The 26,260-nt window shown below is 49.1% G+C and carries 23 protein-coding genes and 1 tRNA gene; 7 read left to right on the top strand and 17 right to left on the bottom strand.

What is annotated here, in order from left to right; translation table 11 throughout:
• The 4 genes from PN498_RS11840 to PN498_RS11825 form a co-directional block, all read right to left on the bottom strand.
• Positions 1-1,331: serine hydrolase (locus tag PN498_RS11840; protein ID WP_272062977.1), on the bottom strand; the 1,331-nt coding region annotated here is incomplete at its 3' end.
• Positions 1,332-1,349: 18 nt separating this feature from the next.
• Positions 1,350-2,156 carry an RNA methyltransferase gene (locus PN498_RS11835; RefSeq protein WP_272062976.1) on the bottom strand — a complete coding sequence of 269 codons (807 nt, stop codon included), beginning with the start codon at positions 2,154-2,156 and terminating at the stop codon, positions 1,350-1,352.
• 141 nt (positions 2,157-2,297) lie between these two features.
• Positions 2,298-3,056: an LEVG family PEP-CTERM protein gene (locus PN498_RS11830; protein ID WP_272062975.1), complete on the bottom strand. Its 759-nt coding sequence runs from the start codon at positions 3,054-3,056 to the stop codon at positions 2,298-2,300.
• Positions 3,057-3,565: 509 nt separating this feature from the next.
• Entirely contained in the window at positions 3,566-3,790 is a 225-nt protein-coding gene (locus PN498_RS11825; RefSeq protein WP_272062974.1) for an RNA-binding S4 domain-containing protein, read from the bottom strand.
• 310 nt (positions 3,791-4,100) lie between these two features.
• Between PN498_RS11825 and PN498_RS11820 the strand changes: the two genes are divergently transcribed.
• The 3 genes from PN498_RS11820 to PN498_RS11810 all read left to right on the top strand — a co-directional run bounded on the left by PN498_RS11820 (position 4,101) and on the right by PN498_RS11810 (position 8,202).
• On the top strand, positions 4,101-5,219 hold the full coding sequence (locus PN498_RS11820; RefSeq protein WP_272062973.1) for an ABC transporter substrate-binding protein: 1,119 nt from the start codon (positions 4,101-4,103) through the stop codon (positions 5,217-5,219).
• A gap of 450 nt (positions 5,220-5,669) precedes the next feature.
• Positions 5,670-7,679, top strand: a complete 2,010-nt coding sequence (locus tag PN498_RS11815; RefSeq protein ID WP_272062972.1) for an ATP-binding protein — start codon at positions 5,670-5,672, stop codon at positions 7,677-7,679.
• Positions 7,680-7,782: 103 nt separating this feature from the next.
• On the top strand, positions 7,783-8,202 hold the full coding sequence (locus tag PN498_RS11810; protein ID WP_272062971.1) for a MerR family DNA-binding protein: 420 nt from the start codon (positions 7,783-7,785) through the stop codon (positions 8,200-8,202).
• 284 nt (positions 8,203-8,486) lie between these two features.
• Here PN498_RS11810 and PN498_RS11805 read toward each other — a convergent pair whose 3' ends face one another.
• The gene (locus tag PN498_RS11805) at positions 8,487-9,266 is read right to left on the bottom strand and encodes a Tic22 family protein (protein WP_272062970.1); all 780 of its coding nucleotides are present in this window, start codon (positions 9,264-9,266) and stop codon (positions 8,487-8,489) included.
• A 294-nt stretch (positions 9,267-9,560) separates the two neighbouring features.
• Positions 9,561-9,634: transfer RNA gene (locus tag PN498_RS11800), tRNA-Pro, on the bottom strand.
• A 64-nt stretch (positions 9,635-9,698) separates the two neighbouring features.
• On the opposite strand from PN498_RS11800, the gene PN498_RS11795 reads away from it, so the two are divergent.
• Positions 9,699-10,124, top strand: coding sequence for a DUF4332 domain-containing protein (locus tag PN498_RS11795; RefSeq protein WP_272062969.1), 426 nt, complete (start codon positions 9,699-9,701; stop codon positions 10,122-10,124).
• Between the two features lie 35 nt (positions 10,125-10,159).
• Here the strand turns inward: PN498_RS11795 and PN498_RS11790 are convergent, their stop codons facing one another.
• The 3 genes from PN498_RS11790 to PN498_RS11780 all read right to left on the bottom strand — a co-directional run bounded on the left by PN498_RS11790 (position 10,160) and on the right by PN498_RS11780 (position 13,840).
• Entirely contained in the window at positions 10,160-12,112 is a 1,953-nt protein-coding gene (locus PN498_RS11790) for a GTPase (protein WP_272062968.1), read from the bottom strand.
• Positions 12,113-12,118: 6 nt separating this feature from the next.
• Entirely contained in the window at positions 12,119-13,327 is a 1,209-nt protein-coding gene (locus PN498_RS11785) for a YcjF family protein (protein ID WP_272062967.1), read from the bottom strand.
• 111 nt (positions 13,328-13,438) lie between these two features.
• Positions 13,439-13,840, bottom strand: coding sequence for a CBS domain-containing protein (locus PN498_RS11780; RefSeq protein WP_272062965.1), 402 nt, complete (start codon positions 13,838-13,840; stop codon positions 13,439-13,441).
• Positions 13,841-14,758: 918 nt separating this feature from the next.
• Here PN498_RS11780 and mtnA point away from each other — a divergent pair.
• Positions 14,759-15,820 carry an S-methyl-5-thioribose-1-phosphate isomerase gene (gene mtnA / locus PN498_RS11775; RefSeq protein WP_272062964.1) on the top strand — a complete coding sequence of 354 codons (1,062 nt, stop codon included), beginning with the start codon at positions 14,759-14,761 and terminating at the stop codon, positions 15,818-15,820.
• Here the strand turns inward: mtnA and PN498_RS11770 are convergent.
• On the bottom strand, positions 15,817-16,812 hold the full coding sequence (locus PN498_RS11770; RefSeq protein ID WP_272062963.1) for a cysteine synthase A: 996 nt from the start codon (positions 16,810-16,812) through the stop codon (positions 15,817-15,819). The two genes, mtnA and PN498_RS11770, sit on opposite strands and share 4 nt — an antisense overlap.
• Before the next feature lie 84 nt (positions 16,813-16,896).
• Complete coding sequence (locus PN498_RS11765; RefSeq protein WP_272062962.1) at positions 16,897-17,097, bottom strand: hypothetical protein; 201 nt, start codon at positions 17,095-17,097, stop codon at positions 16,897-16,899.
• A 189-nt stretch (positions 17,098-17,286) separates the two neighbouring features.
• Between PN498_RS11765 and PN498_RS11760 the strand changes: the two genes are divergently transcribed.
• Complete coding sequence (locus PN498_RS11760; protein ID WP_272062961.1) at positions 17,287-17,496, top strand: acetyltransferase; 210 nt, start codon at positions 17,287-17,289, stop codon at positions 17,494-17,496.
• Between the two features lie 57 nt (positions 17,497-17,553).
• Here the strand turns inward: PN498_RS11760 and nikC are convergent, their stop codons facing one another.
• From nikC to map, 6 genes are all read right to left on the bottom strand, one after another.
• Positions 17,554-18,444, bottom strand: coding sequence for a nickel transporter permease (nikC, locus tag PN498_RS11755; protein ID WP_272062960.1), 891 nt, complete (start codon positions 18,442-18,444; stop codon positions 17,554-17,556).
• Positions 18,444-19,367, bottom strand: a complete 924-nt coding sequence (locus PN498_RS11750; protein ID WP_272062959.1) for an ABC transporter permease — start codon at positions 19,365-19,367, stop codon at positions 18,444-18,446. The genes nikC and PN498_RS11750 overlap by 1 nt, the downstream gene beginning before the upstream one ends.
• A gap of 298 nt (positions 19,368-19,665) precedes the next feature.
• Positions 19,666-21,300 carry an ABC transporter substrate-binding protein gene (locus PN498_RS11745; protein ID WP_272062958.1) on the bottom strand — a complete coding sequence of 545 codons (1,635 nt, stop codon included), beginning with the start codon at positions 21,298-21,300 and terminating at the stop codon, positions 19,666-19,668.
• A gap of 274 nt (positions 21,301-21,574) precedes the next feature.
• A complete protein-coding gene (locus PN498_RS11740) occupies positions 21,575-22,360 on the bottom strand; it encodes a septal ring lytic transglycosylase RlpA family protein (RefSeq protein ID WP_272062957.1) in 786 nt (261 codons plus the stop codon).
• Positions 22,361-22,617: 257 nt separating this feature from the next.
• Positions 22,618-23,232 carry an RNA polymerase sigma factor gene (locus PN498_RS11735; protein WP_272062956.1) on the bottom strand — a complete coding sequence of 205 codons (615 nt, stop codon included), beginning with the start codon at positions 23,230-23,232 and terminating at the stop codon, positions 22,618-22,620.
• A 187-nt stretch (positions 23,233-23,419) separates the two neighbouring features.
• Positions 23,420-24,280, bottom strand: coding sequence for a type I methionyl aminopeptidase (map, locus tag PN498_RS11730; RefSeq protein ID WP_272062955.1), 861 nt, complete (start codon positions 24,278-24,280; stop codon positions 23,420-23,422).
• Between the two features lie 227 nt (positions 24,281-24,507).
• On the opposite strand from map, the gene PN498_RS11725 reads away from it, so the two are divergent.
• Positions 24,508-26,235, top strand: a complete 1,728-nt coding sequence (locus PN498_RS11725; protein ID WP_272062954.1) for an ABC transporter ATP-binding protein — start codon at positions 24,508-24,510, stop codon at positions 26,233-26,235.
• Positions 26,236-26,260: the final 25 nt, after the last annotated feature.

The raw sequence follows: 26,260 nt of genomic DNA, 5'->3' as shown, positions 1-26,260 counted from the left end.
CGCGATCGCATACTCAACAGTTCTCCGCGATCAACCAAAGTCATCATTCTGACCAAATCCGCAGCGCTGGTAGTGTTGGTGCCATCTAAATCCGGCAGTAAGTTCCGGAGAAGGGTTGCGTCTAATCCCCATTCTTGGAACTTTGTATTTAAGGCATTGGTTCCACCCAAAAGCGTAATCATCAAGTTGGTAGCGGTGTTATCGCTATTCACGATCATTTCTGTCGCGACTTCCAACGCCGTATATTGACTACCAATTTCGTGCAGTTGCATGTCGCCGGAACCGCTGGCAATCATGTCTTCCTGTAAGGTGACAGCCTGATCGAGTCGCACGGTTCCATTATCAACAGCCTCTAAAAAAGCAATTAGGATAGGCAGCTTAATGGTGCTGGCTGCGGAGACAGCCTCTGTTCCGTTGAGATCAATGTAATTGTTGGTATCTAAATCGTAGAAAAAGACAGACTGCTGTAATCCTGGTGTCATGGATTCTAAAGCAACCAAATCAGTTTCTACTGAAATCAATTCTTCAGCTAAAGGAAGAGAGGTTGTCCGTGTGAGCGCATTGCGTCCAGAACTTTGACGAGACGCAGCCTGGGGTGCATTTGGATTAGCAGTTTGAGCTGTAGAACCCTCTTTTTGGGGATTTAGAGACGACAAGATGGTTCCAGCAATGGCGGCTATGCCTGTCCCCAAAATCAGCAGGCGGATACCGTACAAGACAGGACGGGGTGCTTTTCGAGTCGAGCGGCGAGGTTTAGACTCGCGACGAGAGCTAACTTTCGGAGGTGAGGAATCTGCTGGAGTGGACCAAACCGGTTGACGTTTTAGGGGAGTCACCTTGTTAGCGTTAACACGGACGCGGACAGTGTTGGGCGGCTGTGTCTGAGGCTGCTGGACAGGGGCTGGCTGAACGGGTGAGACCTGAGGTCTTTTAGCAAAAGACTCTAACGGATCCTTGATGGCAGATCTTGACGATTCGCGAGGCTGACTATGAGGCTGTATTTTTCCGGGAAGCTGGACAGGTCGATGAGAACTAGCGGACGTGAACGAAGCCTGTTGAGGTTGGCGTGAAGAGACAGGCGATCGCTTTCGGTTATCCTCGGTTGCTTTTGGAGATGTTGTTTGGATCCACTTACGCCAGCGACTGCGGACGTTCTGTGTAGTGCGACTCCGTCTGGGTGTGACGCCAGGCTGCTTGGCAGGACTACTGTCTAAAGGCAAAGGTTTGGGCAGAGGTGTAACGTTGGTGTGATCAGAACGCCCATCGGCAGGTGGAACGTACCGTCGCAAGGGCGAGGAGTTGTTATTCAGTTGCTGATTGTTGTCTGCCATTATGTCTCTTTTGTCACCTTAGCCACGCGCATCCTCTTGTGAGGAAGAGTTGCCTTCAGACGGGGAATGGTTGCTGGCTTGTATAAGAGCCCACTCCATCTGCCTCAAAATCCCCCTAAGCATAGCTAACTCTTGATGAGTCGGCGCAGCCCGTAGAAAGAAACGCCGAAATTTTTCCATACGACTATCTGCTGTATGGGGGTAAAGGTAGCCAATTTTAAGCAGAACAGCTTCTAAATGCTGATGAAAACCCTCTAACTTGTCCAAGGGAACAGAGGCTTGGGGATAAATCGGTTCGCTTCGGATCGTAGGTTGATGGCGAGGTTCAGCAGCTCGGGCCAGTTCGTAACAGCAGAGGGCGATCGCCTGCGCCAAGTTGAGAGAAGGATAGTCAGCATCGCTGGGAATGCGCACAAAACGCTGGGCATAGTTCAACTCTTCATTACTGAGTCCTCGATCTTCTGGGCCAAAGATTAGCGCCGTGGATTCTTCTACCTCCGCCGGTTTTAGCAGCCAAGGAAGGGCTATTTCGGGAAGTTCCATGTCCGTGTTGAGGGCACGATCACGAGACGTGGTGGCGATCGCCCTAACACAACCCGTAAGTGCCTCAGGAAGCGTCGTGACAACAAGCGCCTGCTCTAGTATCTCTGCGGCGTGAACAGCCATTAGCCGAGCCTCATTCCCCTGCGGATCACACTGCGGGTTTACAAGAACCAGTTCAGTTAAACCCATATTCGCCATGACCCGTGCCGCAGCCCCCACATTTAAGGCACCAGCAGGTTCTACAAGCACAATTCGAATATGTTTCAGGAGGGGACGCACCATGAAGTTTGTAGAGTTTGATGTGAGTAGCGATAGGGCAATAACAAAGGATAGAAAATAGAGCTTACCAAAAAAAAGCTGCTCTACTTTGGACCGTAGAACAGCTTCATTCAGTAGAGAGAATCAGACCCACACACGGGTCAATTATGCTTCGGACTGTGCCTGACGACGCTTACGAAAAACTGCGCCTCCAGCAGTTGCTGCCAGAGCGCCGAGAACCAAGCTGGGTTCCGGGACAGAAGCTGTTCCATTGAAATTGACGCCATCACCCGTTCGACCAAAACGCTCACCCAAGTTGAGAGTGATGGTTTTGACGTCTGTCAGTGCGACGTCTTGAATATTTGCATCTGGACCACTGGCGATTGTTACAAAGTCTCCGCCATTAATGCTGTAGCTCGTCGTTCCTGAGCGCTCAGTGTCAAAAAAGCTGAGGTTCAGTTCAGAGAGCATTCTGGTGAATTCGAAAGTAAACGTTCCAACTTCTAGCTCTCCACCCTCAATCAGAGAACCGTCGGGGTTGACTGCAACGGGGCGGAACCAATAGTGTTCAGTGCTTTCAGTGGTGCCGCTATCAACAGCGCCAAACGTAAACGTCCCACCATTAACGGTATCGTTGTAGGTGTTTTGGGTTCCCTTTCTATCTACAAAGAGATAGCTCCGAGTTCCAGTAGAATCATCAATTTCGCTAGTGACGCTACTGAAGATGTTGCTATCTAGCTCAAAACAGTCATTGCCCGTTAAGCATCCCAAGTCTTTTGTCTTGATTTCCCCTTCTGCAGACGGAACCAAGTTAAAAGCCTGAGCGGAAGGAGCCAATACAGTCATGCCCAAAACGGAAGCGGTTACGAGAGAGGCTGCTAAGCCTGTCTTACTGTGTAGAACCTTAGAAAAAATGACCTTCATACTATCCTGTTAGTAGTCTCGACGAGAGGTAGATAATTTCAAGTAGTAATTTTTACCCTGAGAAGTTACTATCGTCTCTGCTATTCAATTGATAACACGGGAGTTTTCAGGTCAATAAGGAAAAAGTTAAATTGAATACATAATCCTTACGCAAGAAGTCCGTGTATGAAGTTACGATTCTACATTCTAACCTCGGTAACTATCCCGAGAGATATTTTGCGACCTTTTTGGGGATTGTTAAATCTCTAAAAACGTCCTGTAAGACTGTTTGCGAGATATGTTGAGAATTTTACAGGGTATCTGCTTTGGTTTTTAGCAAATTGTCCTATTCCTGTCTATCTGTTTTCTCTATGCAGAGGGCGCCATCAAAAACAATCAGCGATGCCTGATTCAAAAACACTTTTGCAACACACAAAATGGGCAATACAAAAAGATGGGTAAGACCTCCCTGTCGCACTCAATCATTTTCAACGCTGTTGGTGCAGACGTAGGTCATCCCATACATGATGTTAACTGTGCTCAGAGCTTTCCACTGTGTAAGACAAGTCATCTACCGTGACCACATCTCCTGGAAAGAGTTTGCGTCCGCGCCGTAATTCCATTTCACCATTGACTTCAACGTAGCCGTTATGAATCAGCATTTTAGCTTCACCTCCAGATTGGGCAATCTGCTGCCATTTCAAGAATTGGTCGAGTTTAATGTAGGGTTCTTGGGTTGGCTGCTGGCTATTCATCGTGCTAAACGGTTATCTAATTCAAAGACGGTTCCTATTGGTGCGATCGCCGTCAGGTCGTATTGCTATCCCAGGCTCAAGATACCTTAAACCCAAATCAGGCTCGGTCATTGCGATTTTGATCAAACGACCTGATACTATCACCGAGACTACGTGAATTAATCAACCTTCTAGGAAGACCAAAGCTATCTATTCCAGGAGCACTACTTAAGACGTTAATACCGAACTGAAAGGGGTTCACTTAAAGCATCTTATGACTGCTGCCATGTTCAAATCATATAGGCTCTGGTTACTGGCTGCTTTGATTGCAATGAGCCTGGTTTTTGGAAGCTGCCAGCGATCGCGATCGCTTCCCGAGATTCGAGTTGGCTTAATCGTGTCTCTCAGTGGAGACATTCCAGAAGTCGGACAAGCCACCATTAATGCAGCACAAATGGCTGTAAGGCCGATCAACGAGATGGGCGGGTTGCAGACAGGAAAGCAAAGGCGCCTAATCAAACTCGTTATTGAGGACAGTCTTGATACCCCTCAGGGAGCAGTAGCGTCTGCCCAGAAGCTGATCAATCAAGAAGATGTGGCTGTCATTGTTGGCCCTCAAGCAAGCCGCAATGCCATTCCGGTGGCAGAGGTGGCAGAAGCGACTCAAATTCCCTTGATTAGTCCCTGGTCAACCAATCCAGCAACTACGGCTAACAAACGCTACGCATTTCGGGTTCCTTTTACTGACTTAGCGGCTGCTCAGGTAATCGCTCAGTTTGCTCGGAAAGATTTGCAAGCCACAAAAGCAGCTCTTTTATACGACATCACCCGACCCCACAACACGACATCCGCTGACGTATTCAAACAGGCTTTCCGGACCCTTGGGGGAGAAATCGTCGCCGATGAGACCTATACCCCCGATAATCCTGCTGACAATAATTTCATTCAGTACCTTACTCGCATTCGTGAACAAAACCCTCAGATTCTGTATCTGCCTAACTATTCCAATGAAATCTTAGTGCAGGCAGAACAAGCCCGTGAGCTTGGAATTGAGGCCATCTTTTTGGGGACTGATGCTTGGGTAACATTATCCTCAGAGCAGCTATCTGATGATTTGGAAGGGAGTATCTTTACGAGCCACTATGCGCCCGATATTCTAGAACCAGAAGCTCGGGGATTTGTAGAGCACTACCGCGAGCGCTATGATGAAGTGCCCAATGATGTGGCAGCGTTAACTTATGATGCCTTTGGCCTTCTTTTTCAGGCTATTCAGAACCAAGGAAAAGCTGATCCAGAAGCTATTCGTGAGGGGTTGGTTAGTATTAAAGATTATCGAGGCGTCACTGGCACAATTGGCTATCAGCGAGGAGGAGATCCTGTCAAGAGTGTAGTTTTGCTCAAAATTCAAGGCGGACAGTTCAAGTTTGAGCGCTTGGTCAATCCCTCTTAGTGCAGTGGCAATTGCGCCGACCTTTCTATATTCGAAAACATGGGGGAAGACTTGAGGCGATCGCAATGCCTAATTAGGAAGCTACGATAAACAGCTATCAGGCATCTCTTCAAGTTGACTGACGCCATTAAAGTCGTACATCAGACTCATTTTTGTTTTCGTTTATGGGTGTCAAGGAAAATTATCTCTGGATTAATATGTCAAGACTGATAGACGAATTGGGTTAGATCCCTTTATTTTTGACTTTAAAGATGAGATTTTGGCAGTTCTTTGAAAATCTAAATTAAAGCATGACTTAAGGAGCGGTCTTGATGCTTTCAGGGTGTATCTATTCGATAATATGCTTGCTAAATATCGAGATGTATAGCATCGGAGAATAGAGTGCTTCACGGTTCGAAGAGGTTAAAACTGAAGATTAATAACCTTTTTCAACTGTGGAACCATAACCTAATGGTTCGACTGGTGGCCTCTTTCCTGCTGCTGTCTCTACTGGTTGTTTCCGCAGCGAGTTTCTCAGCTTATGCTCTAGCTGCTAGAGCGCTAGAGGCCGAAGTTTTGACGCGGCTGAAGGCGATCGCAGATATTCGCGAAGAATCCCTAGAACGCTGGGTTGAAGATCAGAAAGACTTCATCGTCACTCAATCCGGTTTGACTGATATCCGTGAAGCTGCCACTCTCCTCAGCAAACGCTCTGAAAACGCCGTCGATTACCAGCTAAAAAGCACCATTAGCTATCAAAAACTCCATCAATACTTTGACACTTTGCTGGAGAACCAGCGCAACGTCGAGGAAATTTTCTTGATGTCAGGTGTAGGAGGACAAATTGCCATATCAACTGATTCCGCGCAAGAAGGAGAATACCGTTCGACAGACATCTATTTTGTTGAAGGGAAAGAGGGTCTCTTCGTTCAAGGGGTCTATCCTTCTCCGATCAAACAGCGTCCAATGATAACCATCTCGATGCCCGTTTTGAACCTTGATGATGAACTAGCTGCAGTATTGGCAATTCACCTAAATTCCAACCGTCTAGACGAAATCTTGCAACCTTCTGACGAAAACAATAGTAGCGGTCAAGAATCCTATGTAGTTGATCAATTTAATGTGTTTGTATCTGCCAAAGGTTTTGGCCGCAGCGGATTTCCTAGAGGCGTTCACACAGAAGGCATTGATGCTGCCGTTCGAGGAGAGAGTGGAACAGGCCTGTATAACAACTATAAGAACATTCCTGTCATTGGCGTCTATCAGTGGCTAGAGGACTATAACCTCGCGTTACTAGTAGAGGTGCCACAGTCAGAAGCGCTGAAGCCTGCTCGAATATTACTCAGAAACATTCTTGTCATTGGCGTAGTTTCAGCAGTTCTCCTATCACTAGGAATCTACTTTCTTGCCCGTCAAATCTCGCAGCCTATCTTGGCAATTTCAAGAACTGCTCGAAGAATTGCGAGCGGAGACCTCAATGCTTCCGTATCAGTAGCGACCCAAGATGAAGTGGGGGTTCTTGCCAAATCTTTTAACCAAATGACATATCAGTTGAGACGGTCTCAGCAACAACTAGCCGACTACAGCCATAGCGTAGAGCAGAAAGCTGATGAACTTGAGGCCACTCTGGCGAACCTGACCCATGCTCAAAGACGATTGGTTCAAGCTGAAAAGATGTCGAGCTTAGGACAGCTCGTAGCGGGTGTTGCTCATGAAATTAATAATCCGGTTACTTTTATCTACGGCAATATCAGCTTTGCTAAAAGCTACGTAGATGAGTTGCTGAGTTTGGTGTCCCTGGCTCGGCGAGGAGCCTCTACCCGCGAAATCGAAAGTTCTGCAGAAAAGCTCGACGTTGACTTCCTCGTAGAGGACTTCAAGAAACTCATCAGCTCCATACAAACGGGGGCAGAGCGAATTCGAGAGATTGTCGAATCCTTACAGAATTATTCGCGCCTAGACGAAGCGGAGCAAAAACAGGTGCAAATCCACGATGGCATTGAGAGCACCTTAACTATCCTGGCGAGCCGATTGAAAGCTAACGGCCATTTCTCAGGGATCCATGTGCAAAAAAAGTATGATGTGCTTCCTGCTGTCATTTGCTATCCCGGCCCTTTGAATCAGGTGCTGATGAATCTTCTGAGCAATGCTATTGATGCTCTTCAAGAACGGGAAGAAATACTGCCGCCTGAAGTTTTGGATGAGTGCCCGAATCAGATCACCATTACTACTTATCAATCCTGTGGCTGGGTGAAAATTGCAATTTCAGATAACGGAGTGGGTATGCCTCCCGAGGTCCAGACCAAAGTGTTTGATTACCTCTTCACGACTAAACCTAGCGGTCGCGGAACGGGGATGGGATTGTCCATCAGTCGAGACATTATTGAAGTCAAACATGGCGGACGACTTGAGTTCAAATCCCAACTGGGTAAAGGAACTACGTTTCAGATTGTGATTCCTGTTTATGGTCAAGCGGGATAGTCATTCATGCAGGATTGATTTGTTGCGAAAAACGACGAACTCTCCTGCTCTCTGGAGAGATAAATTAAGGTGAATATACATCCTTATTGCATGGTTTTGTTCTATGACATCTCCCTCTCCAGAGCTGTTACGGATTGGGCAAGTAAGTACCCAAAGTAGCTTGCCCGTTAAAACAATTCGCTTCTATGAGGAACGCGGTTTAATTCAGGCCGCCAAGCGTACGTCTGGTGGGTTTCGCCTGTTTGAACCATCGGTCTTAACTCGTCTCAGTTTTATTCGACAGTCCCAAGCTTTAGGGTTAAGTCTCAACGATATTCAAGACGTTCTGGGTATTGCAGATTCAGGAAGACGACCGTGCAAAGATGTTCGACAGAAGTTTCAGACAAAAATTGTTGAGATTGACGAACGTATCCACCAACTCAACCAGCTTAAACAGCAACTCCAGGTCTTAGTTACAGAGGCAGATCAACGCGAAATGCTAGATGCGGACTACTGCCCCATCATCGAACATGCTGCTGAATAGATCCGGAGTGCTTCATCTATTCAGCCCAGGACGTTGAGAGTGTGACGATTGAGCGTCATCAAAAACTCAGCAAGAGGAGAACAAGTTGCCCCCTAGCTGAGTTTGTAAATGATGATGATCCCCTCAGCGCAGTTGCAAGAGAGGTTTAAGGATACGGAACTGGTCCTTGAAGCTATAGCCGTCGCTAGTTCCGTTAGGACAAGGGCGAGCCATCTGGTTATGCACTAAGTACCCCGATGTGCCTTATGCACAAGCCTAGATGGCCAAAGCTATAACTCTCGAAACTATTCAGCCGGGGTTTCACTATCAGGAGCAGACTCTGCTGGGGCTTCACCATCAGGAGCGGACTCCGCCAAAGACCGAACATACTCTAGCGTTTGGGAAGAGGGAATAAATTCCACTAGCTCCATCAAAGGATCGCTTTCGGGATCATCAGCCGCCATGCTGCTTAAGACAGTCTCAAAAGTTGTAACTTCAACGCCAATGGAATCCTCGATGTCTGGATTAACAGCGACCAATGATTGGACTTGCGATCGCAAATCTTGCAAGGAGAAGAACATCGGCAGCGTGTTCTCTCCAGTCAAGAGATACTGATTACGCTCAAGATCAACAGCAGCATACAAAGGAACACCTTGAATTTCCTGATTAGAGATTTCGCTAGCTAAATAGAGCGACTGAGCACTGGGAATATAGACCAGTGAATCAGCGCTATCGAGCTGAGCGTTAGCCTCTGCATAAACATCGCTCAGGGACAAAATCGCAATCTGGACATCATCAGTGAACTCGGCTTCTCCGCTTTCAGCCTCCTCAACAAAAGCTTCTGCTTCAGTTGAATCGATGAAGACAACGGGTGACGGGACGGCTTCCTCTTCAGTCTCAAGGCTGACTGTCAAGGGCTGACCAGCATCGTCAACGACTAAAAAGACTGGGATTCGATCAAGTTTCTCTAAAATCTCTTGCTCTGAGAGTGCAAAAGCAGATCCTGGTGCAAGGAGCACTGAGGTTGCTGTCGCAACACTGGCTAGGCCTACAGAGGTTAGCTGACGGTAGATCTTGTTTTGCATGAGCATCTTATTTTTCATCTGAACAATAGGACTATGCCAGGAAACGTGAGGTTCCTCAAATAGCACTTCGATCGTGTTTGGGGACCCAACGAGACACCCAAATTTTGACAAGCAATCTCATGTCTGCGGCACGCTGTAGCCATCACGGCAGCTTACACAGCCGTTAATTGAAATTGCTGTCATCAAAGCTTGGCGTCACCGATGCATCCTAGCAGTTTTCGAAAAAATCGCGAACACGATTTAACCACTTTCAGAGGCGGCTTTCCAATAGCCAGAAGGTTCAAAAATCTAAAATCGGGATGACAGGATTTGAACCTGCGACATCCTGCTCCCAAAGCAGGCGCGCTACCAAGCTGCGCTACATCCCGGCCTTCATCCTAACATGAGTTTCTGAGGGAGTATGCTGTAACTTCTGCGCGTCTTGTGAAATTGATGTCTCAGCTCAAAACCTGGTTAATAGAAGAACTGCCTGGTCTCTCGAAGGAGCAAGTTGCTCAGCTTCAAAGTCTGGGACTACAAACGACACAAGATCTGCTGCGGTTAGCGCGATCGCCCCAGAACATTCAAAAAGCAGCGCAACGCCTCAATCTTCCCTTGCGATATCTGCAAAAATGGATTGCCCTGGCTGATTTGTCTCAGCTGCCGAGCGTTGGTTGTCAATACTGCGGGTTGCTGCTGCACAGCGGTATTGCTTCCGTGTCACAGCTTGCTGCCGCTGCCCCTGGACGCTTGCATAGTCAGATTCGCAAGCTGCACACGATGACCCTGCGTCGTGCCGATCTTTGCCCTACCGCTGATCAAGTTGTGAATTGGGTTCGGGAGGCAAAGTTAGTTCAAGGTCACAGCAGGGGCCTTTAGACAACGTCTTTATGCTACTGCTCGGCCATAGCACGCTAGAGTTCTTCGCCTTTAGCAACCCTATCCGCTGCTTTCACTTGACTCGGCATCGAGTCGAGTTGGTTGAGGTAGTGTTCAAATCGAGTTTTGAGAGCATTGGTGGACAGGTCTTTTGTCCAGTATTCAACGAGGGCTTGTCCCCAGGCCCAAGCCGTTTGACCAGGAGCGCGATCGCGACTTTGCAGCAGGATCGGCCATAGTTTGAGGATTTCTCCAGGTCGAAAGAGCGCCGTTTGTTCATTCAAAAGGCCAGCTAGTTCATAGGTGAGCATCAGTTTGCTGGCAACAATGGGCACGTGTTCGGCGGGTACAGCTTGGGCGAGCAACGTGCCCAGTTCGGGAGTTCCCGTAAATCGGGCCGAGAGGAACGCGAAGAGAGGCGTCTTGACTAGTGCAACGATGCCCTGACTACTGCTCATCTGGATCGCATAACGTTCAATCAAACGAGTGGCAGCCGTGATGCGGGCTTCGCGACTCCGCAAAAACTGAGCTAGCCTTTCGGACTTGGCTGGAGCGATCGCCTCCACTAATTGTGTGGCTAATTCATCGCTACCCCAGCTGGCTCGATTGGCTTCCTCAGAGGCCGTGACAATGGGCAGGATCGCCTGGACTCCGTTCCCCATTTGTTCTTGTCGATAGTTGACCGCTTCACGAATATTGCGTTCTTTAGTGCGATCGCCCTGCTGCCAATCGTAAGGGGGCTGCCATTCTCGGATGGGTCGCAGTCGGTCCACTTGGGTCAGCACCAGAAAGGTGGGGACATCATGCCCTTCTCGGGCGATGTCTTTGAGAAAAGCGATGTCTGCTTCTAGCGCCGGATCAAGTGCTGGAGCCACCAAGAGCAACACATCAGCGATCGCGGCTTGAGCCAGCACCTGTTGACGGAAGTCTGTTCGGTCAACCTGCTCATAGCCAGGACTATCCCACAGGACCAGTGCCTCTTGGTCGGGGGTCTCCCAGCGGTAACTGGTGATTTGGTCAGTGCTGGGCAGCACATCGACCTCAGCTTTGTCTTGCTGAAATAGGGTATTGATAAGGCTGCTTTTACCTGCTCCTGTTCGGCCCACTAGTAGTAAATTAATAGGCTCTGCCACGATCGCCTGAGTTGACTCGGCCTCCTCCATCAATTCTCGTAGGGTCTGAGCTGAGGTTGAATCGGGTGTAGATGTGGCAAAGTTAAGGGCTGCCTGACCACCATAGAGGGCGATAGCCTGTTTGCACAAAACCGTGAGAGCTGTTTCCCGCAGTGTCTGACTGAAGTTGGCCAAAAGTTGCTGATTGGCCTGGTCTCCTAGAGGACGACCGATTTCTTTGGCGATTGCGCCGATAGGATTCCATACCCAACGACTGAGGTCGAAGAGGGTCCAAACTCGCCGCAGTGGGGTTTCGAGTGCTCGATAGGTTTCGTAAGTCTGATAAACCTGGGCGACCGTGACCTGATTAAGGGTCGGTGCAGCAACGCGCATATAGCGATCCAAATCGTCCACCGTGCCACGAATTAGGCCATATGCTTGGGGCACGTAGATGTTTAGTAAGGGATATTTGACCTCAGGGTGATACAAGTGGGCAATCTCGCGCACTAGATCCTGACAGCGCTGGGCGAAGATGGGTAGGTCCTCCCAAATGGGCAGATCGTCTTGTGTAGATTCCAGGATTTGTCGCAAAACGGTCTCAACTTCTTCGGGAGCAACCTGCTGAGCGGTTTCGGTCAGGGTGTCTTGAAGCTGTGATCTCACCTCCGTTAGATTCTGCTCTAGCAGGGCAGTGTTGGGTTTCGACCAGCGACTAAACAACCAGCGCCAGCCTACAAGAGCGATCGCGACGATGGCCCAGAGCCAACTCAAGCCCCACTGCTGAAGCTGGATTCCGGCCAGAATGAATAATCCACTGATGAGTACAGTAGGAGGAATGGCTAAGACTATCCACTGCCAGCGTTTGAGCTTCAACATAAGCGCCTACTCATCTTGATTCCGGTTTTTCCAGTTTTGTTTTGCCTGCTGAAAGGCTTCTCCCATCAGCTCTTGAATTGCATCTGGGTCTGGCACCTTGCCTGCCATCAAATCACCAAAGTAAACACAGGCTCCTTCCCCCAGTGCCCACGTATAGGCAACCGCCCAGGACGTGGCTACCACGCTGCCCACACCAGGAACAAACTTCACTAGCTCTCGCCCCACCGCCTGGGCGAAGAATCCGCCTGCTAAGGTGCCGATCACACTCAGGGCTTGTCCAAAGGTCAGCGCCTGACCGTAGACTCGTCCCAACACGGCCACCATCGAAACCTGTAGGCTAGTCAGGACAGGCATTGTGGCAAAGGGTAGGGGGACAGCTGCCGCAATGCCAGCCATGACGGCAAAAGCACTGATGTAGTGGCGTGCTACTCGACGATACAGTCCGCCAATTGCTTTGCCTTGTTCGTCGGTTTCGAGAAGCTGATGAATGGCTTGAGCCTGAGCTTTGGGTAGCAAATCATCGAGCGCGTCCTGCAATGCACCGAGACCGTAGAAAACGGGATGGTAATTGTCTTCCTCTAACGTGAAATCCAGTAGGAGAGTACGATCGCACAAATTCCCGAAACCTTCCTCAATAGTTTGTGCAGCACGGGTCATGGCCTCCATCTGAGGCGGATAGTCAGGATGGTTGTCCGTCGGCGAATCATAGAGTTCGTGCAGGCAAGTTAAAGCGAGCAGACAGGGAATATGAGCAAAATCTTGTCTGAGCTGAGAAATGACTTGCTTCAAACTGTCGGTTGCGAAGTCTGTAATTTTGATCGTGAGAATAAAAATTCGCGATCGCCCAGCATCTTGCTTGAGCGTTTGCGTGAGTTCTTCAATGATGGCTTGGGTATTACGCTCAATATCACCTAAGCCAACCGTGTCTGTAAATATCAGCAGCGGCAATTCCTCAGACGGATAGGGATAGCGTTGAGTGTTTCGCGTATGGGGTCGGAACCCTTGCCCCACAATGTCTTCTGGCTGCCCCGTCATGCCCCGCACAATGGAGCTTTTTCCGGCCTGAGGTTTGCCAATCAAGACAACTTCAGTCGTGGGTAGCTGTTGCCGAACGGCTTCTAAATGAGCTGCGATCTGCTTTTCATTGATTGTAAATCGCTGCCAAATCTTATTTAGTGGTGTCCAGAGCCGCTTCACAGATATGTTCCGCCCCATAAAAGAACCCGCTCCTTTAGAATAAGAAGACTTCGCATAGACCTTATCGAGCTTGTTATAAACTGTCAGGAAACGACTGCGGCTCGCTGTACTGACCTAATTTTGAAGCCGTTACATCGGCAATATTGTGCTGACAACGTATCCTTTCTTCACGAAATCAGTGAGTGACACAACACCTAGCAAATGACCATCCTGGATTACAGGAGCCTGCTGAAGATTGGAATCTGACATAACTGAGGCAGCTTCTCGCAGCGTTAGGTGAGGTTCCAAAGAAATGCACGGATGCCGCATGATGTCTTGGACACGAATGCGAACCGGATCTAAGTTGCGGGCAAAGACTTTGTAAACGATGTCTCGCTCAGTCAAGACACCGTACGGCATTTCGCTAGCAGTGCGGTCAACAATAATCGATCGCAATCCATGAGCCTGCATGGCCATAATCGCATCGGCAACGGTTGATGTCCGATCAATGATTTGCAGGTTTTGGGTCATGATGTCTGCGATCGCCAGCATGCGGTGTCTCCCCTATGTATTTTTATGACGATTATCAATAAGCGCGCTGCCTACAAATTTAAAGACAATCCTGCGACTCTTCCACATCCTGCCGATAGATAGAGAGAGGTTTGTGATTTTTGCGGGTTATTTTTAGCTTTTGGGAGCAACCGCTCACTGTCCAGATGTTGCTGATATGACGGTGCTGTATTGGCGTTCCCTATCAAAAAAGGCTACCTGCGTGAACAGATAGCCGGAGCCGTCTATGAAACCTCAATGTCTTCTCAGTCAAACAAAAGGATTAGGTTTTTGATCGGCAAGCATCAGGCAGATAGAAGTCGACGCCACCATGTGCCTTTGCGAGTGTCAACAAATGTCCCACAGCTACTACATTTCTTAATGCCGGGAACTCCAATACGTCGGAGTCTGGTTTCTCCACATTCAGGACAATGAGTTTGCTTAGTCATGATGTGCCTTTCAAAAACGGTGGTTTCGTTTAACGCTGAATACACTTCACTTCTATCGTGGAGATTTTCTGAAGAAAGCACCCCCTAGACACTACCCAAGCCGTCATATGGGTTCTGACGAAAACCCTGGAATTTTACGGACATTGCCCTCGGTGTTGGAGGGCATGGTGCAACCAGCTATCGAACTGTCTTTTCCACAAGGTGCGATCGCGTCACTCGTCAATCCCAAACGTTGGCCAAAGGCACGGAGTTACCGCTGGACAAAAATGCGATTAAAATCGGGGTGATCTGGCATGTTTGGCAATGACTGCAAGGCTCGTAATTGTTGCCAGCCGTATTGCTCCTTTTAGAGGCTGCTATGTCTTGACTGGGATAGACAGTCGCTAAAGCGATGAATCCAGCGTGCTGACCCAGGACGGCAAGGCTGGTTTGTTGTGGCTCCATCCCTCTCCTGACTATCTCCACTACACCCATGACAGAGGTCCTAGAAACCCACGTTTATCCTGTTCGCTGGCAAGGCGATCACGTGCTCCTGATTGATCAGACCAAATTGCCCAAAGAGTATGCGATCGTTTCGATTAACCGCTGGGAGGACATTCTCACGGCTATTCAAACACGGATCGTCCGAGGCGGGCCAGCCTTGGGAATGGCCGCTGCTTATGGATTATATCTAGGTGCCCAAGACATCAACACCACGAACCGTACGGCTTTTCTAGAACGCTTAGAGGCGATCGCGGAACTGCTCAAATCAGTACGCCCTAATAAAGCCAACGTCCTTTGGTCAGTTGATCGTCAAGTCAACATTGCTCAGCAAACCTCTGGTACCGTTGACGAGTTGAAAGCGCTGTTGCTTGAGACAGCTCAAACCATTCAGCAAGAAGATTGGGAAATGTGTGTGGCGATCGGACAGCACGGTCTCACTGCCCTCCCTGAAACCCCCGAAAAGCTGACTCTCTATACCCACTGCAATCATGGTGCGCTAGCAACCTCCGGTTTTGGGACATCGTTGGGCATTGTGAGGACGGCGTGGCAAGAGGCGCGATTGAAGAAAGTGATTGCGGGTGAAACCCGTCCCTGGCTTCAGGGATCCCGATTGACCGCGTGGGAGTGCGTTCAGGAGACCATTCCAGTAACCGTGGTGACGGACAGTATGGCTGCGCACTGCATGACGCAAAACATGATTGACGCCGTCATCGTCGGCGCTGATCGCATTGCCGTCAATGGTGACACCGTCAACAAGATTGGGACTTATGGATTAGCCTTAGCCGCTAAAGCCCACAACATTCCTTTCTTGGTAGCAGCTTCCCTTTCCACTGTGGACTTTACATTGACAAACGGTGACGCCATCAAGATCGCTCAGGGCAGTGAAACGGATATCTGTCGCCTAGGCGATACGGTCACCTGTCCCAGCGGTGTGAATGCATATAACCCCCTAGTTGATGTGACGCCAGCGGATTTGATTACTGCAATTGTGACGGAACGGGGCGCGATCGCCCCTGCCCGCATACAAACCCTTGCGCCGCCAATCTCCTAAAAATTCTCAGGCAGTAAGCTATCAGCCCAGAGTTCTTTCTCCTTTAGCCAGTTCATGTTGAACAAGCGAGACTGGTAGCGGGCGCCGCTATCACAGAGGACCGTCACGATGGTGTGGCCGGGACCCATCTGCTTGGCTAATTTAACCGCTGCGCCGACATTGATGCCAACAGACCCCCCCATAAACAAGCCGTCCTTATAAAGCAGTTGGTAAACCGTTTGCAATGCTTCGTGATCATTCACCTGAATAGCATCGTCGGTTGGGGCACCCTCCATGTTTGCCGTGACGCGGCTGTTCCCAATCCCTTCGGTAATGGAACGCCCTTCTGGCTTGATTTCACCCGTTTTGACATAGCTATAGAGGCCACTGCCCATCGGATCTGCTACCACGCAGCGAATATTAGGATTCTTGTCTTTGAAGAACATCGCGGCTCCTGCGTAGGTGCCACCGGTTCCCGTTGCCGCAACCCAGCCATCAACTTTGCCGTCGGTCTGTGCCCAAATTTCAGGACCAGTCGTTTCGTAGTGAGCGCGACGATTGGCTAGGTTGTCAAACTGATTAGCCCAAACAGCATTAGGGGTTTCCTCAGCAACACGAGCCGAGAGCTTGACGTAGTTGTTGGGATTTTTATAAGGCACAGCAGGAACAGGGCGCACTTCAGCTCCCAACGTCCGCAGCATGTCCATCTTCTCTTCAGACTGGGTTTCAGGAATGATGATCAAGCATTTGTAGCCTTTGGCATTACAGATGTGGGCTAAGCCAATGCCTGTATTCCCAGCCGTACCTTCTACAACCGTCCCACCGGGTTGAAGCATGCCTCGTTCTTCTGCATCTTTGATAATGTAGAGCGCTGCACGATCCTTAACCGATCCCCCTGGATTGAGAAACTCTGCTTTGCCAAGAATCTCACAGCCTGTTTCTTCGCTGAAGCTGTTGAGGCGAATGAGCGGAGTGTTGCCAACAGTATCGACAAAGCCTTGTTTGATATCCATCCTGAGTTCTGGGTTAAGGAATGATTGGTCTACTCTTGCTTATCCTAAGGGAAAGGGTGGATGGGTGGATGGGTGGATGTAAGATTAGCCATCGGGAAATTGCCAGCAGGAGATGGTTTCGATGCGGGTGCTGCCGCAGGTACAGAAAACGGTATGGGAGGAGGCAACCCATTCGCGATCGCACTGGCGACAATGACAAAACACGTTGTTGTCGTCGGCCTGCTTCAGACCAAACTGCCACTGCTGCAATTCTTTTGGAGTGAAGTTGGATGAGGTGTTAGTCATGTGTGACACCAATTTGGGAGTTTAGATTGCGAGTTTGAAAACACGTTCACCATCTGTAGCCCCAGAAGGGAGAAAGGGTATTAAGTCTTCCGGTAGACGCTGCTGAGTCTAGAGCTTGATACGGTTTCAAGCATTGATGGCTACCAAAACGTCATCACTTTAGTTAAACCTTTACCTTGATTTCTTTCCATGCTTGTCAAAAATCGTGATGACCAGACGCTGATCAAAGTCGTAGATACAGAAGAACTGATCGATCCATTCAAAGATGAAATTCAGGGAAAACAGCAGGCTGGACAATCTGAACAACCCCCTCAAGCGTTCAACAAGTCTCAGTTGGTCTTTCCTTCTGGTGAGGCCCTACCCCAATGCTGGATAGACCCAGACTATCGGCAGAAGTAATCAGCATTGCCACCGGATAGCGTTTCTATTCGGTGGAGCAATGTCACACGCTCTTCTTCAAAATCTCTGCTGAGGATCAAGGGCTTCGCGGAGGGCGTCGCCTAGTAAGTTAAAGCCTAGGACGGTGAAGGCGATCGCCAGGCCAGGAAAGGTCGTAATCCAAGGTGCACGCTTAAAGTAATCCCGTCCGGCTGCCAACATCGCTCCCCACTCTGGCGAGGGGGGCTGAGCACCGAGGCCCAAAAACGATAGGGCTGATGCGGACAATACGGCAACCGAAACCCCTACGGTGGCGACCACGATGATGGGTGAAAGCACATTCGGCAAAACGTGGCGGAAGATAAGACGACTGTGCTGTGCCCCAATCGCTTGGGCTGCCTCAAAGTATTCTTTATTCTTTTCCACCAAAACTGCCCCATAGGTAATACGGGCGTAGAACGGAATTGAGCTAATGCCGACTGCAATCATGGCGTTTGTCAGACTGGGACCTAAAACGGCGACGGCAGCGAGAGCAATCAGCGTCTCGGTAAACGAGAACAGGACGTCAATCATCCGCATCAAAATCGTTTCCAACCAGCCACCTATATAGCCCGCGATCAGCCCAACTAGGACGCCAACGGTCATTGAAATGCCGACCGCAATCAGTCCAACATAAAGGGTTAAGCGAGAGCCGTATACGATGCGGCTGAACAGATCGCGGCCAAATTCATCGGTCCCAAACCAAAATTCGAGGCTGGGGGGCTGTAACAGCTCGCCCACCCCAAGTTCAGTCGGATCATGGGGAGCAATAACAGGTGCAAATATCGCTGTCAGCACCAGTACAAGACAAATAAACCCGCCGATCTTGGCACTAGGACTTTCAAGTAATCGCCAAAGAAATCGACGAGCACGCTTGGCTCGGGTAAGAACCAGTCCTGATTTGGGAAGGGTGGAAGCCTGCTGAGTCATTAGCTGTAAGTAATACGGGGATCAATCCAGGCATAGAGCAAATCCAGAACGATGGAGACGACAACCACCACCGTTGCAAAAATCAAGATGAAGCCTTGAATCGTAGGATAGTCACGCTGAAAAATGGACTGAATGGCGAGCCGTCCGATGCCATTCCAAGCGAACACATTTTCGACCACGATCGCGCCTCCCATCATGTAGGTGAACTGCAATCCCAGCATGTTGACCACATTGATCAAGCCGTTTCGCAGAGCATGACGAGATAAGACCAAAGTTTCTCTCAGCCCTTTTGCCCGTGCTGTTCGAATGTAGTCCTGAGCCAAGACATCCAGCATGGACGATCGCGTCAGTCTTGACACAGAGGCGGCGTTTGCCAGCCCTAATGTCACTGCGGGCAGAATCAAGTTTTTGAAGTCTGTTCCAGAAACGGGTAACCATCCTAGGCGGATCGAGAAAATATACATCAGCATCAACCCCAGCCAAAAGCTCGGAATCGAAATGCCAACGATAGCGCCTGTCATTAAAGTGGTATCCAGCCAAGTTCCCCGCTTATAGGCCGCAAAAAAGCCTGCGGCTACGCCAACCACCATCGTAATCAGCAAACTGCTAGCGGCCAGCAGTAGCGTATTTGGCAGTCTCACGAGCAGCAGTTCCAAAACAGGCTGATTGCCGCGAATCGTTGTGCCAAAATCGCCCTGAAGAATGCGTCCCATGTACATGAAGTACTGCTCATAAATAGGGCGATCAAGGCCGAGTTGCGATCGGATTTGCTCAATTTGCTCAGGCGTTGTGGATTGAGACTGAGCAAACATAATTTGCACTGGGTCGCCAGGGACCAAGTGGATTAGCAACGTAACGGCGACAGTTGTGACCCAAATGGTGAAAATACCGCTGAGGACGCGCTTGATAATGTATCGGGTCATGGATTTGCTTAACTTTAGTTAACCGCCTGTGGTGTATGCGTTGCGGCTATTCAAGGCAATTATGGGCGATGAAAATGTTCACTGTAAACTTCCCCGCAGCTTACAGCCCTTGTTGATTGACTGTTGATTGACAAAACTTTTGCGGTGTTGCTGAATTTGGGGATGAACGGATTAGAGGGGCAACTCGACATAGCCCCTTAAATCCCCAGGGCATCGCTCCCAGAATTCCGTCTATATTCAGACGCGAGGGATAACCCAGTAAAATCCTGAGAGCCAAGACACACGCTACGTCAACCGGCTACTCTGCCAATCTGACGTCATTGAATAAAGGTCGATTGAAAGGCCCAATCTTGAAGCCATCAACCTCCGCTCGGGTGGTGTAGATCCACAACCAACCAGGCGTATAGAGAGGAACATGCACCGCATTTTCCAACAAATACTGCTGGGCATCCTGTACAGCAGCAAGACGAGCTTCAGGATCAACAGTCGTCCGAGTTTCATCCAGCAGAGTATCTAACTCCGAAGTTTGATAGCCACTGTAGGCGCCAGGCGAGTGCCAGAGTTGATGCAGGATGTCCGGGTCATACCAAGCCCAACCCATCATGTCAAAAGTACTTTGACCACTGTCCGTCTCATTTTCCTGCTTCACGCGGGCATTCATCGTACCAATATCCATCGTCTCAATTTCGGTTTCGATGCCGACTTGAGCCAACTGGTTTTGGAAAACCTGCACCATCTTCTCCCGGTTTCCGCCAACCCACGTCATCATTGTGACCGTGAGGGGATTGTCAGGTCCGTATCCCAGTTCTGCTAGAAGTTCTTGGGCTTTCTCGGGATCGTGTTCGTAGCCGTGCTCAGCACAAAACTCTTGGTCATTGCCTAAAACACCCCGCGCAACCGTGCATTTCTCCCGCTTAACAACATCACCAAAGACAATATCAATGGCTGCATCCGGATCAATCGCATAAGCCACCGCTTGTCGTGCTCGAATATCGTCAAAGGGCGGACGAGAGATCGTGAACTCGAAGAACACATTCTGCCCAGTCTTTTCAGCAACGTAGAGTTCTAAAGCGTCATCAGAGCGAATAGCTTCTAATTCTTCTAGAGGCGGCTCGGCAATTACGTCAAGTTCCCCAGTTTGCAAACCTGCCAGTCGGGTTTGAGGTTCGGGAATTTGCTTGACAATCAACTCATCTAAATAGGGTGCACCTGAATTCTCGATAGGACGCCCAAAATTTTGATATTCCTCGTGAGCTTCAAGAACAATTTCGTCACCCTTAGTCCAACTGACGAGCTGCCAAGGACCTGTGCCAACCGCAGCGCTGACGCCAAACTCATCACCCAAGTCTTCAGCGCTATCGCAAATCTGGCTAGAGAAGGGATCTGCCATGAAAGAGATGAAGGCACCAAAAGGATTCTCGAAAGTAAACTTGACCGTCAAATCGTCAACAACTTCGACGGCAGAAATAGGACCCCACGCCCCACTTGTAACGCTAGGGTTCTCTTCGCTAATGGCCCGCTCAGCCGTATATTTAACGTCATTGGCATCAAAGGGGGTGCCGTCATGACACACAATTCCCTCGTTCAACACAAAAGTTGCTTCTAAGCCGTCTTCACTAACGGACCATTCTTTTGCCAAGTTGCCAACCACTTCGCCGTCGTCGTTAAAAGCCAGCAGTGTATCGTAAATCTGATCGAAAACTTGCCACGAAAGCGTTGTTGTGGTGCGATGGGGATCGAGGGAGTCAGCGTCGCCATAGCGTGCCCAAACAATTGAACCGCCTTCCTGAAGCTCGCCCGTTTCGGTTCCAGTCTCATCTGTAGTGTCGGGCGCTGCCGTTTCTTCACCACCGCAGCCGGCGATCGCAAATCCTAATAGTGCCAATCCAGCTAACCAACGACCTGTCCGCTTTGGGCGAAATTCCAAGTTCATATCGCGCCTCCTAATACGCTCTCTGTGTCAAAACGTAAGGATTTCAGTTTGTAAACTTACTGAAAAACCTAACCCATCGACCTTAAAGGGAAAGCGCGTCTGTAAAGGGATCATATAGATAGGTTTAAGGTTTGGTTAGGGGATGGAGCGATCGCACAATTGGCGAGATGCTCAGAACGCTCGCATTGCTTTGGGAGGGGGTTGCTCCAAAAGACAGGATGGGACAGATTAAATTCATTTAATTAAAGATAAACAAGCTTAGGGTAAGTGCTTTCTAATGAGCGGTTTGGTCTTGCGAAATTAACGAGGTGCAGTCTTCCTGAAATTGATCGAGTTGCGTGCGTTGGCTATCGTTCAGTTCGTCTAGTTCTTCTTCTTGAATTTCTACTTGGGTAACGGTTACCGCAGCCGTTCCTTGTTCAATGACCCCTAACTTGTGAGCAGCCGTATAAGAGACCAACAAAGACGGATTGCGATCGTTGACTTCGAGTTCGATGGGTTGGCTAGTGGCAGCTGATTGAATATGGATCTTTGAGCCAGGCGGCAGAAAAGCATGAGCAGCCGTCAGTTCAGAGTTTCTAAAAACCTTCCCATAGGCTGTACGCTCGCCATCCAAATCACGGTCAACCCACCTAATCTCCTCTTGACTACAGAAACTTGTATGGGGATTGGTTGATTTGTTTTCGGCAATCGTAGCTTTAGTACCCTTTTCAGGCATCGATGCAACTCGTTCAGTCCAACCAGAAGCGACTGATTTTCTAGCCTGCTTAATGAATATTGAAACTTCTCTGATATATAGGGTTGGAAGGATGAGCGTGATCACCGTTGCTGATACAGGCAGCAAATAGCGAACCAGTAGTCGTCGGCAGAAGCCTATCCGATTGGCTGGCTTTTCTCTAACCTTTTTTGCCGAGGAAGCCTTTTTGTGGGCATTAAAAGTCGTTCCTAATATTTTCTCAAGGGAAGCAATTCTGCCGGCTTCAATCTTGGCTAGTATGCCTTTATTGGTTGTGTTGCTCACCAGGTCAACGTGTTGGTTGATGAGCTGAGTCAACGCCATCAAATCTCTGTTTTGGCAAGCACTTGATAGAATAGCCTCTAACTCATCAGACTCTGATTCAGATAGCTCATTCTTTATCGTCAAGTACAGATATCTTTTCAGAGTTTTTTCATAACTCAGAGTGACTTTTTTGTTGCTTTCCACAAGTTGAATGGCATGAGCAATCTTAAGCCATATCTCTAAACTTAGTTCTGATTTTTCTGGGTGCGAATTACTCATTGAAGTAGTCCCTTAATTTGCCGAAAAGTTTTGCAACCTTACTCCTGCAAACCCAGATCGACACATGAAATGGCCTTCCGAAAGGATTCTCTCAGCTTTGACAAAGCTCTCTCACCCCGTTTCCTGATGGTTTGTTCTGATATTTCCTTGCCTTCAATCTCACTAAAACGAGCAGCGATTTCTCTCCAAGAATATTTATCAACGTGTCTTAGGATAAGTATGTTTCGGTCTGCTTCCTTCAGTGATCTCCAAGACGATAGCAAACTGTCAATTTTTTTAATGCCAATTTCAAAGACTGGCTCTATATCATCCGTGTTTACATCCAGTTCCTGAACTAACTGATAATTAAGTTTTTTCCTTGATTTGTACTCTCGACTGCGTTCACGGATGATGTTGAAGCAAACTCGATTCATCCAGGCAGGAAGACAGCGAATAACTTCTCCGTCTTGAATGGCTTTCTGGGTGCGAAGAACTGCCTCGTGTAAGATATCGTCGATCGCTAAGTGATCGTCCAGGTGATATTGTGACAATCTTCTTTGAATAAAAAAGAGCAGTGAGCGATCGCTATGTGCGGCATCAACTGCTAAAACCCTGCTTAGATAATCGTTCAACTCTTGTAAGCCATGATCGTACTCTTCTCTGCTTTGACTCATAGTCAGACCAGGTAAGCGTCTAAAACAATGTGATCACAGCTTTATGAATGTGACATTTTGAGAGGCAGTCCAAACAGGCCACCCTTTAGGAATAAGTGAATTTTAAGTTCTCAATTTTGAATTTTGAATGGTTGATCTACCGGTGAATCCAAAGCTCAAAGTGGATACTTCAACAAATTCCCGTTCCTTACACGGACGTTGCTGTTGCCTGAGGAGAGCGAAGTCCTTGTCGATCAGTCAAAATTTCATATCCAGTAGGCGTCACTAGAACCGTGTGCTCAAATTGGGCTGACAGAGAGCGGTCCAAAGTTACCACTGTCCAGCGATCGCTCAATGTTCGGGTATGTTTGCCGCCAGCATTTAGAATCGGTTCAATTGCAAGGGTCATACCTGCTTCCAACGTCATATTGGGTAACTGGCGGGTGCGAAAGTTAAACACGGAGGGAGCTTCGTGCAGATTGCGCCCTACCCCATGACCGACGTAGTCTTCCACAATGCTGAAGTTAGCTGCTTGGGCGACGTCTTCAATAGCACCTGCAATATCTAGTAAAGTATTGCCTGCTTTGACCTGGGATATCCCAGCATAGAGCGCTGCTTCAGCCGCCTCAATCAGTTTTTTCGCTTTGGTCGATACCTTCCCGACTGGAATCGTGATGCAGGAATCGCCGTGAAAGCCCTCGTAGTAAGCGCCGGTGTCAACTTTCAAAACATCGCCGACCCGAATAACTTTGCGAGCGCGAGGAATCCCGTGGACAACCTCATTGTTAATGCAGGCACAAATACTGCTCGGAAACCCGTGATATCCCTTGAAGCTAGGTGTTGCCCCTAGTTCTCGAATCCGTGCCTCTGCATACCCATCCAAATCAGCAGTTGTCATGCCGGGCTTTACTTGCTCTGCGATTTCGTGTAATACAGTTGCCACAATGCGAGAGGCCTGGCGCATGATGTCTATTTCTGCATCCGTCTTGATTTCAACGCCCCGTACACGTCGCTTTTTGCTGCCTTGAGATGAGCTAGGACGAGATAACAGTTGAGTCAAAAAGTTCATGAGCAGAGAAGTGAGTAATCGAGAACAAGGAGCTATTAATTTCTGAAAGGATGGCTATTTCAGACCTGCTGGGACATGGGCTAAATTAGGGAACCACATTGCAGTGTAACCTGCGACTTCTCCAATTGGCAGAACTCTCCTGCTTCCATGCTCCTATTCACTCCACCGCTCTATCCGTCCTCAGAACCTGATAGCTTGGGAAGGTTAAGAACAGACGAGGCGATCGCTTGGCACAGCGCTCTAAGTACTGGAAACTGACTCCCTATGTTCGAGAACAGTGGCGCACGATTGTTAATGCGCTGTTGTGCACGCTGGTCTTTACTGCATTTTGGCCTATCTTAGCCTGGTTATCTGGGCGCATGCTTTCTCTATTGGTGCAAGGGAAGGTGGCAGCGCTGGCTCGGCTAGCAGCTATTACTATCGCGGGTTTTGTTGTCCACAAGTTAGGACAGTATGGACAAGACTCGCTGATGTCGAAGGCCGCGTTGGAAGTTGCGCTAAAGCTGCGGGTGAATACCTATGCTCATCTGCAACGGCTGAGTTTGGCCTACTTCGAGAAAGCGCAGACAGGCGATCTGACCTACCGATTGACCGAAGACATCGATCGCATCGGCGAAGTCGTCAAAAAGCTGTTTCAAGACTTCATCCCTAGCATCTTGCAGCTCATCGTAGTGCTGACCTATATGGTGATTCTCAACTGGCAGCTTACCCTCACAATGCTGGTGATTGTGCCTGCTTTTGCACTGTTGGTGGGTTGGTTTGGCGAGCGCATGTTGGAATATTCGCGTCGCAGTCAAAATTTAGTCTCCGACCTGTCATCTCAGCTCACAGAAGTCTTTGGTGGTATTCGTCTAATCCGGGCCTTCGCCGCTGAGGATTACGCAGTCGAACAGTTTCGGCAAGAATCTCAGCGGCACTACGAAGCAAAATATCGAACGGCATGGCTGTTAGCAGTGCAGTATCCGGTTATCGGACTCCTCTATGCGGGTATCATTCTTTGCCTATTTTTGGTTGGCAGTTGGCAAATTTCAACGGGAAATCTGACGGGAGAGGCGTTTGCGAGCTATGTCACAGCAGGGCTACTCCTGATCGACCCCATTACCCACACCACCGAAAACTACAATCTGTTTAAAGAAGCCGAAGCCTCGGTTGATCGCGTTTTCGAGCTACGGGCGATCGCGCCCGGTGTTGAGGAAGATCCGCAAGCACACGCTTTGCCCGCTGTCACAGGCAAGGTTGAATATCGCAACGTCACGTTCAGCTACAAATTGGAAGAAACCGTTCTGCGTGGAATTAGCTTGCTGGCTAAGCCGGGCGAGAAAATTGCTTTGGTTGGTTCCTCAGGAGCAGGTAAAACCACGTTAGTCAATCTCCTGCCCCGGTTTTATGATCCCCAGGGCGGTCAGATTCTCATCGATGGTGAAAACATTGCCACCGTTACTCTCAAGAGCCTGCGACGACAAATCGGTATTGTCCCCCAAGAAACGATTTTGTTCTCGGGCACCATTGCCGAGAACATTGCTTTCGGACAACCTGATTTTGATCTTGACGCTGTCAAAGACGCTGCCAAGGTCGCGAATGCCCACAATTTCATTAGTGAATTTTCTCAGGGCTATCACGCTTGGGTGGGTGAGCGGGGCGTCAATCTCTCAGGGGGACAGCGCCAGCGCATTGCGATCGCCCGTGCTGTTCTGCTAGACCCACGCATCCTCATTCTTGACGAAGCGACCTCTGCCCTCGACTCTGAGTCGGAAAAGCTGGTGCAGGAAGCCTTAGAACGACTCATGGGCGATCGCACAGCGTTTATCATTGCCCATCGCTTAGCCACCGTTCGCAACGCTGATCGCATCCTTGTTTTAGAAAGGGGGCAAATTGTTGAATCGGGGAGTCATGAGGAGCTGTTAGCGAAGGGCGATCGCTATGCTTACCTCTATACGCAGCAGTTTCAGCCTTGATGGAGAAATCAAGAGCCAGGAGTCA

It is taken from the genome of Oscillatoria sp. CS-180 (assembly GCF_028330965.1).
Taxonomy (GTDB): Bacteria; Cyanobacteriota; Cyanobacteriia; order Phormidesmidales; family Phormidesmidaceae; genus Halomicronema.
Note: the sequence above shows the minus strand (reverse complement) of the source record. Positions and strands in the feature narration are given on the sequence as shown.

Bases quoted from the DNA above. Each gene is read 5' to 3' on its own strand.
- PN498_RS11835 (WP_272062976.1), bottom strand. From the start codon at position 2,156: ATGGTGCGTCCCCTCCTGAAACATATTCGAATTGTGCTTGTAGAACCT.
- PN498_RS11830 (WP_272062975.1), bottom strand. From the start codon at position 3,056: ATGAAGGTCATTTTTTCTAAGGTTCTACACAGTAAGACAGGCTTAGCA.
- PN498_RS11825 (WP_272062974.1), bottom strand. From the start codon at position 3,790: ATGAATAGCCAGCAGCCAACCCAAGAACCCTACATTAAACTCGACCAA.
- PN498_RS11820 (WP_272062973.1), top strand. From the start codon at position 4,101: ATGAGCCTGGTTTTTGGAAGCTGCCAGCGATCGCGATCGCTTCCCGAG.
- PN498_RS11815 (WP_272062972.1), top strand. From the start codon at position 5,670: ATGGTTCGACTGGTGGCCTCTTTCCTGCTGCTGTCTCTACTGGTTGTT.
- PN498_RS11810 (WP_272062971.1), top strand. From the start codon at position 7,783: ATGACATCTCCCTCTCCAGAGCTGTTACGGATTGGGCAAGTAAGTACC.
- PN498_RS11805 (WP_272062970.1), bottom strand. From the start codon at position 9,266: ATGCAAAACAAGATCTACCGTCAGCTAACCTCTGTAGGCCTAGCCAGT.
- PN498_RS11795 (WP_272062969.1), top strand. From the start codon at position 9,699: ATGTCTCAGCTCAAAACCTGGTTAATAGAAGAACTGCCTGGTCTCTCG.
- PN498_RS11790 (WP_272062968.1), bottom strand. From the start codon at position 12,112: ATGTTGAAGCTCAAACGCTGGCAGTGGATAGTCTTAGCCATTCCTCCT.
- PN498_RS11785 (WP_272062967.1), bottom strand. From the start codon at position 13,327: ATGGGGCGGAACATATCTGTGAAGCGGCTCTGGACACCACTAAATAAG.
- PN498_RS11780 (WP_272062965.1), bottom strand. From the start codon at position 13,840: ATGCTGGCGATCGCAGACATCATGACCCAAAACCTGCAAATCATTGAT.
- mtnA (WP_272062964.1), top strand. From the start codon at position 14,759: ATGACAGAGGTCCTAGAAACCCACGTTTATCCTGTTCGCTGGCAAGGC.
- PN498_RS11770 (WP_272062963.1), bottom strand. From the start codon at position 16,812: ATGGATATCAAACAAGGCTTTGTCGATACTGTTGGCAACACTCCGCTC.
- PN498_RS11765 (WP_272062962.1), bottom strand. From the start codon at position 17,097: ATGACTAACACCTCATCCAACTTCACTCCAAAAGAATTGCAGCAGTGG.
- PN498_RS11760 (WP_272062961.1), top strand. From the start codon at position 17,287: ATGCTTGTCAAAAATCGTGATGACCAGACGCTGATCAAAGTCGTAGAT.
- nikC (WP_272062960.1), bottom strand. From the start codon at position 18,444: ATGACTCAGCAGGCTTCCACCCTTCCCAAATCAGGACTGGTTCTTACC.
- PN498_RS11750 (WP_272062959.1), bottom strand. From the start codon at position 19,367: ATGACCCGATACATTATCAAGCGCGTCCTCAGCGGTATTTTCACCATT.
- PN498_RS11745 (WP_272062958.1), bottom strand. From the start codon at position 21,300: ATGAACTTGGAATTTCGCCCAAAGCGGACAGGTCGTTGGTTAGCTGGA.
- PN498_RS11740 (WP_272062957.1), bottom strand. From the start codon at position 22,360: ATGGCGTTGACTCAGCTCATCAACCAACACGTTGACCTGGTGAGCAAC.
- PN498_RS11735 (WP_272062956.1), bottom strand. From the start codon at position 23,232: ATGAGTCAAAGCAGAGAAGAGTACGATCATGGCTTACAAGAGTTGAAC.
- map (WP_272062955.1), bottom strand. From the start codon at position 24,280: ATGAACTTTTTGACTCAACTGTTATCTCGTCCTAGCTCATCTCAAGGC.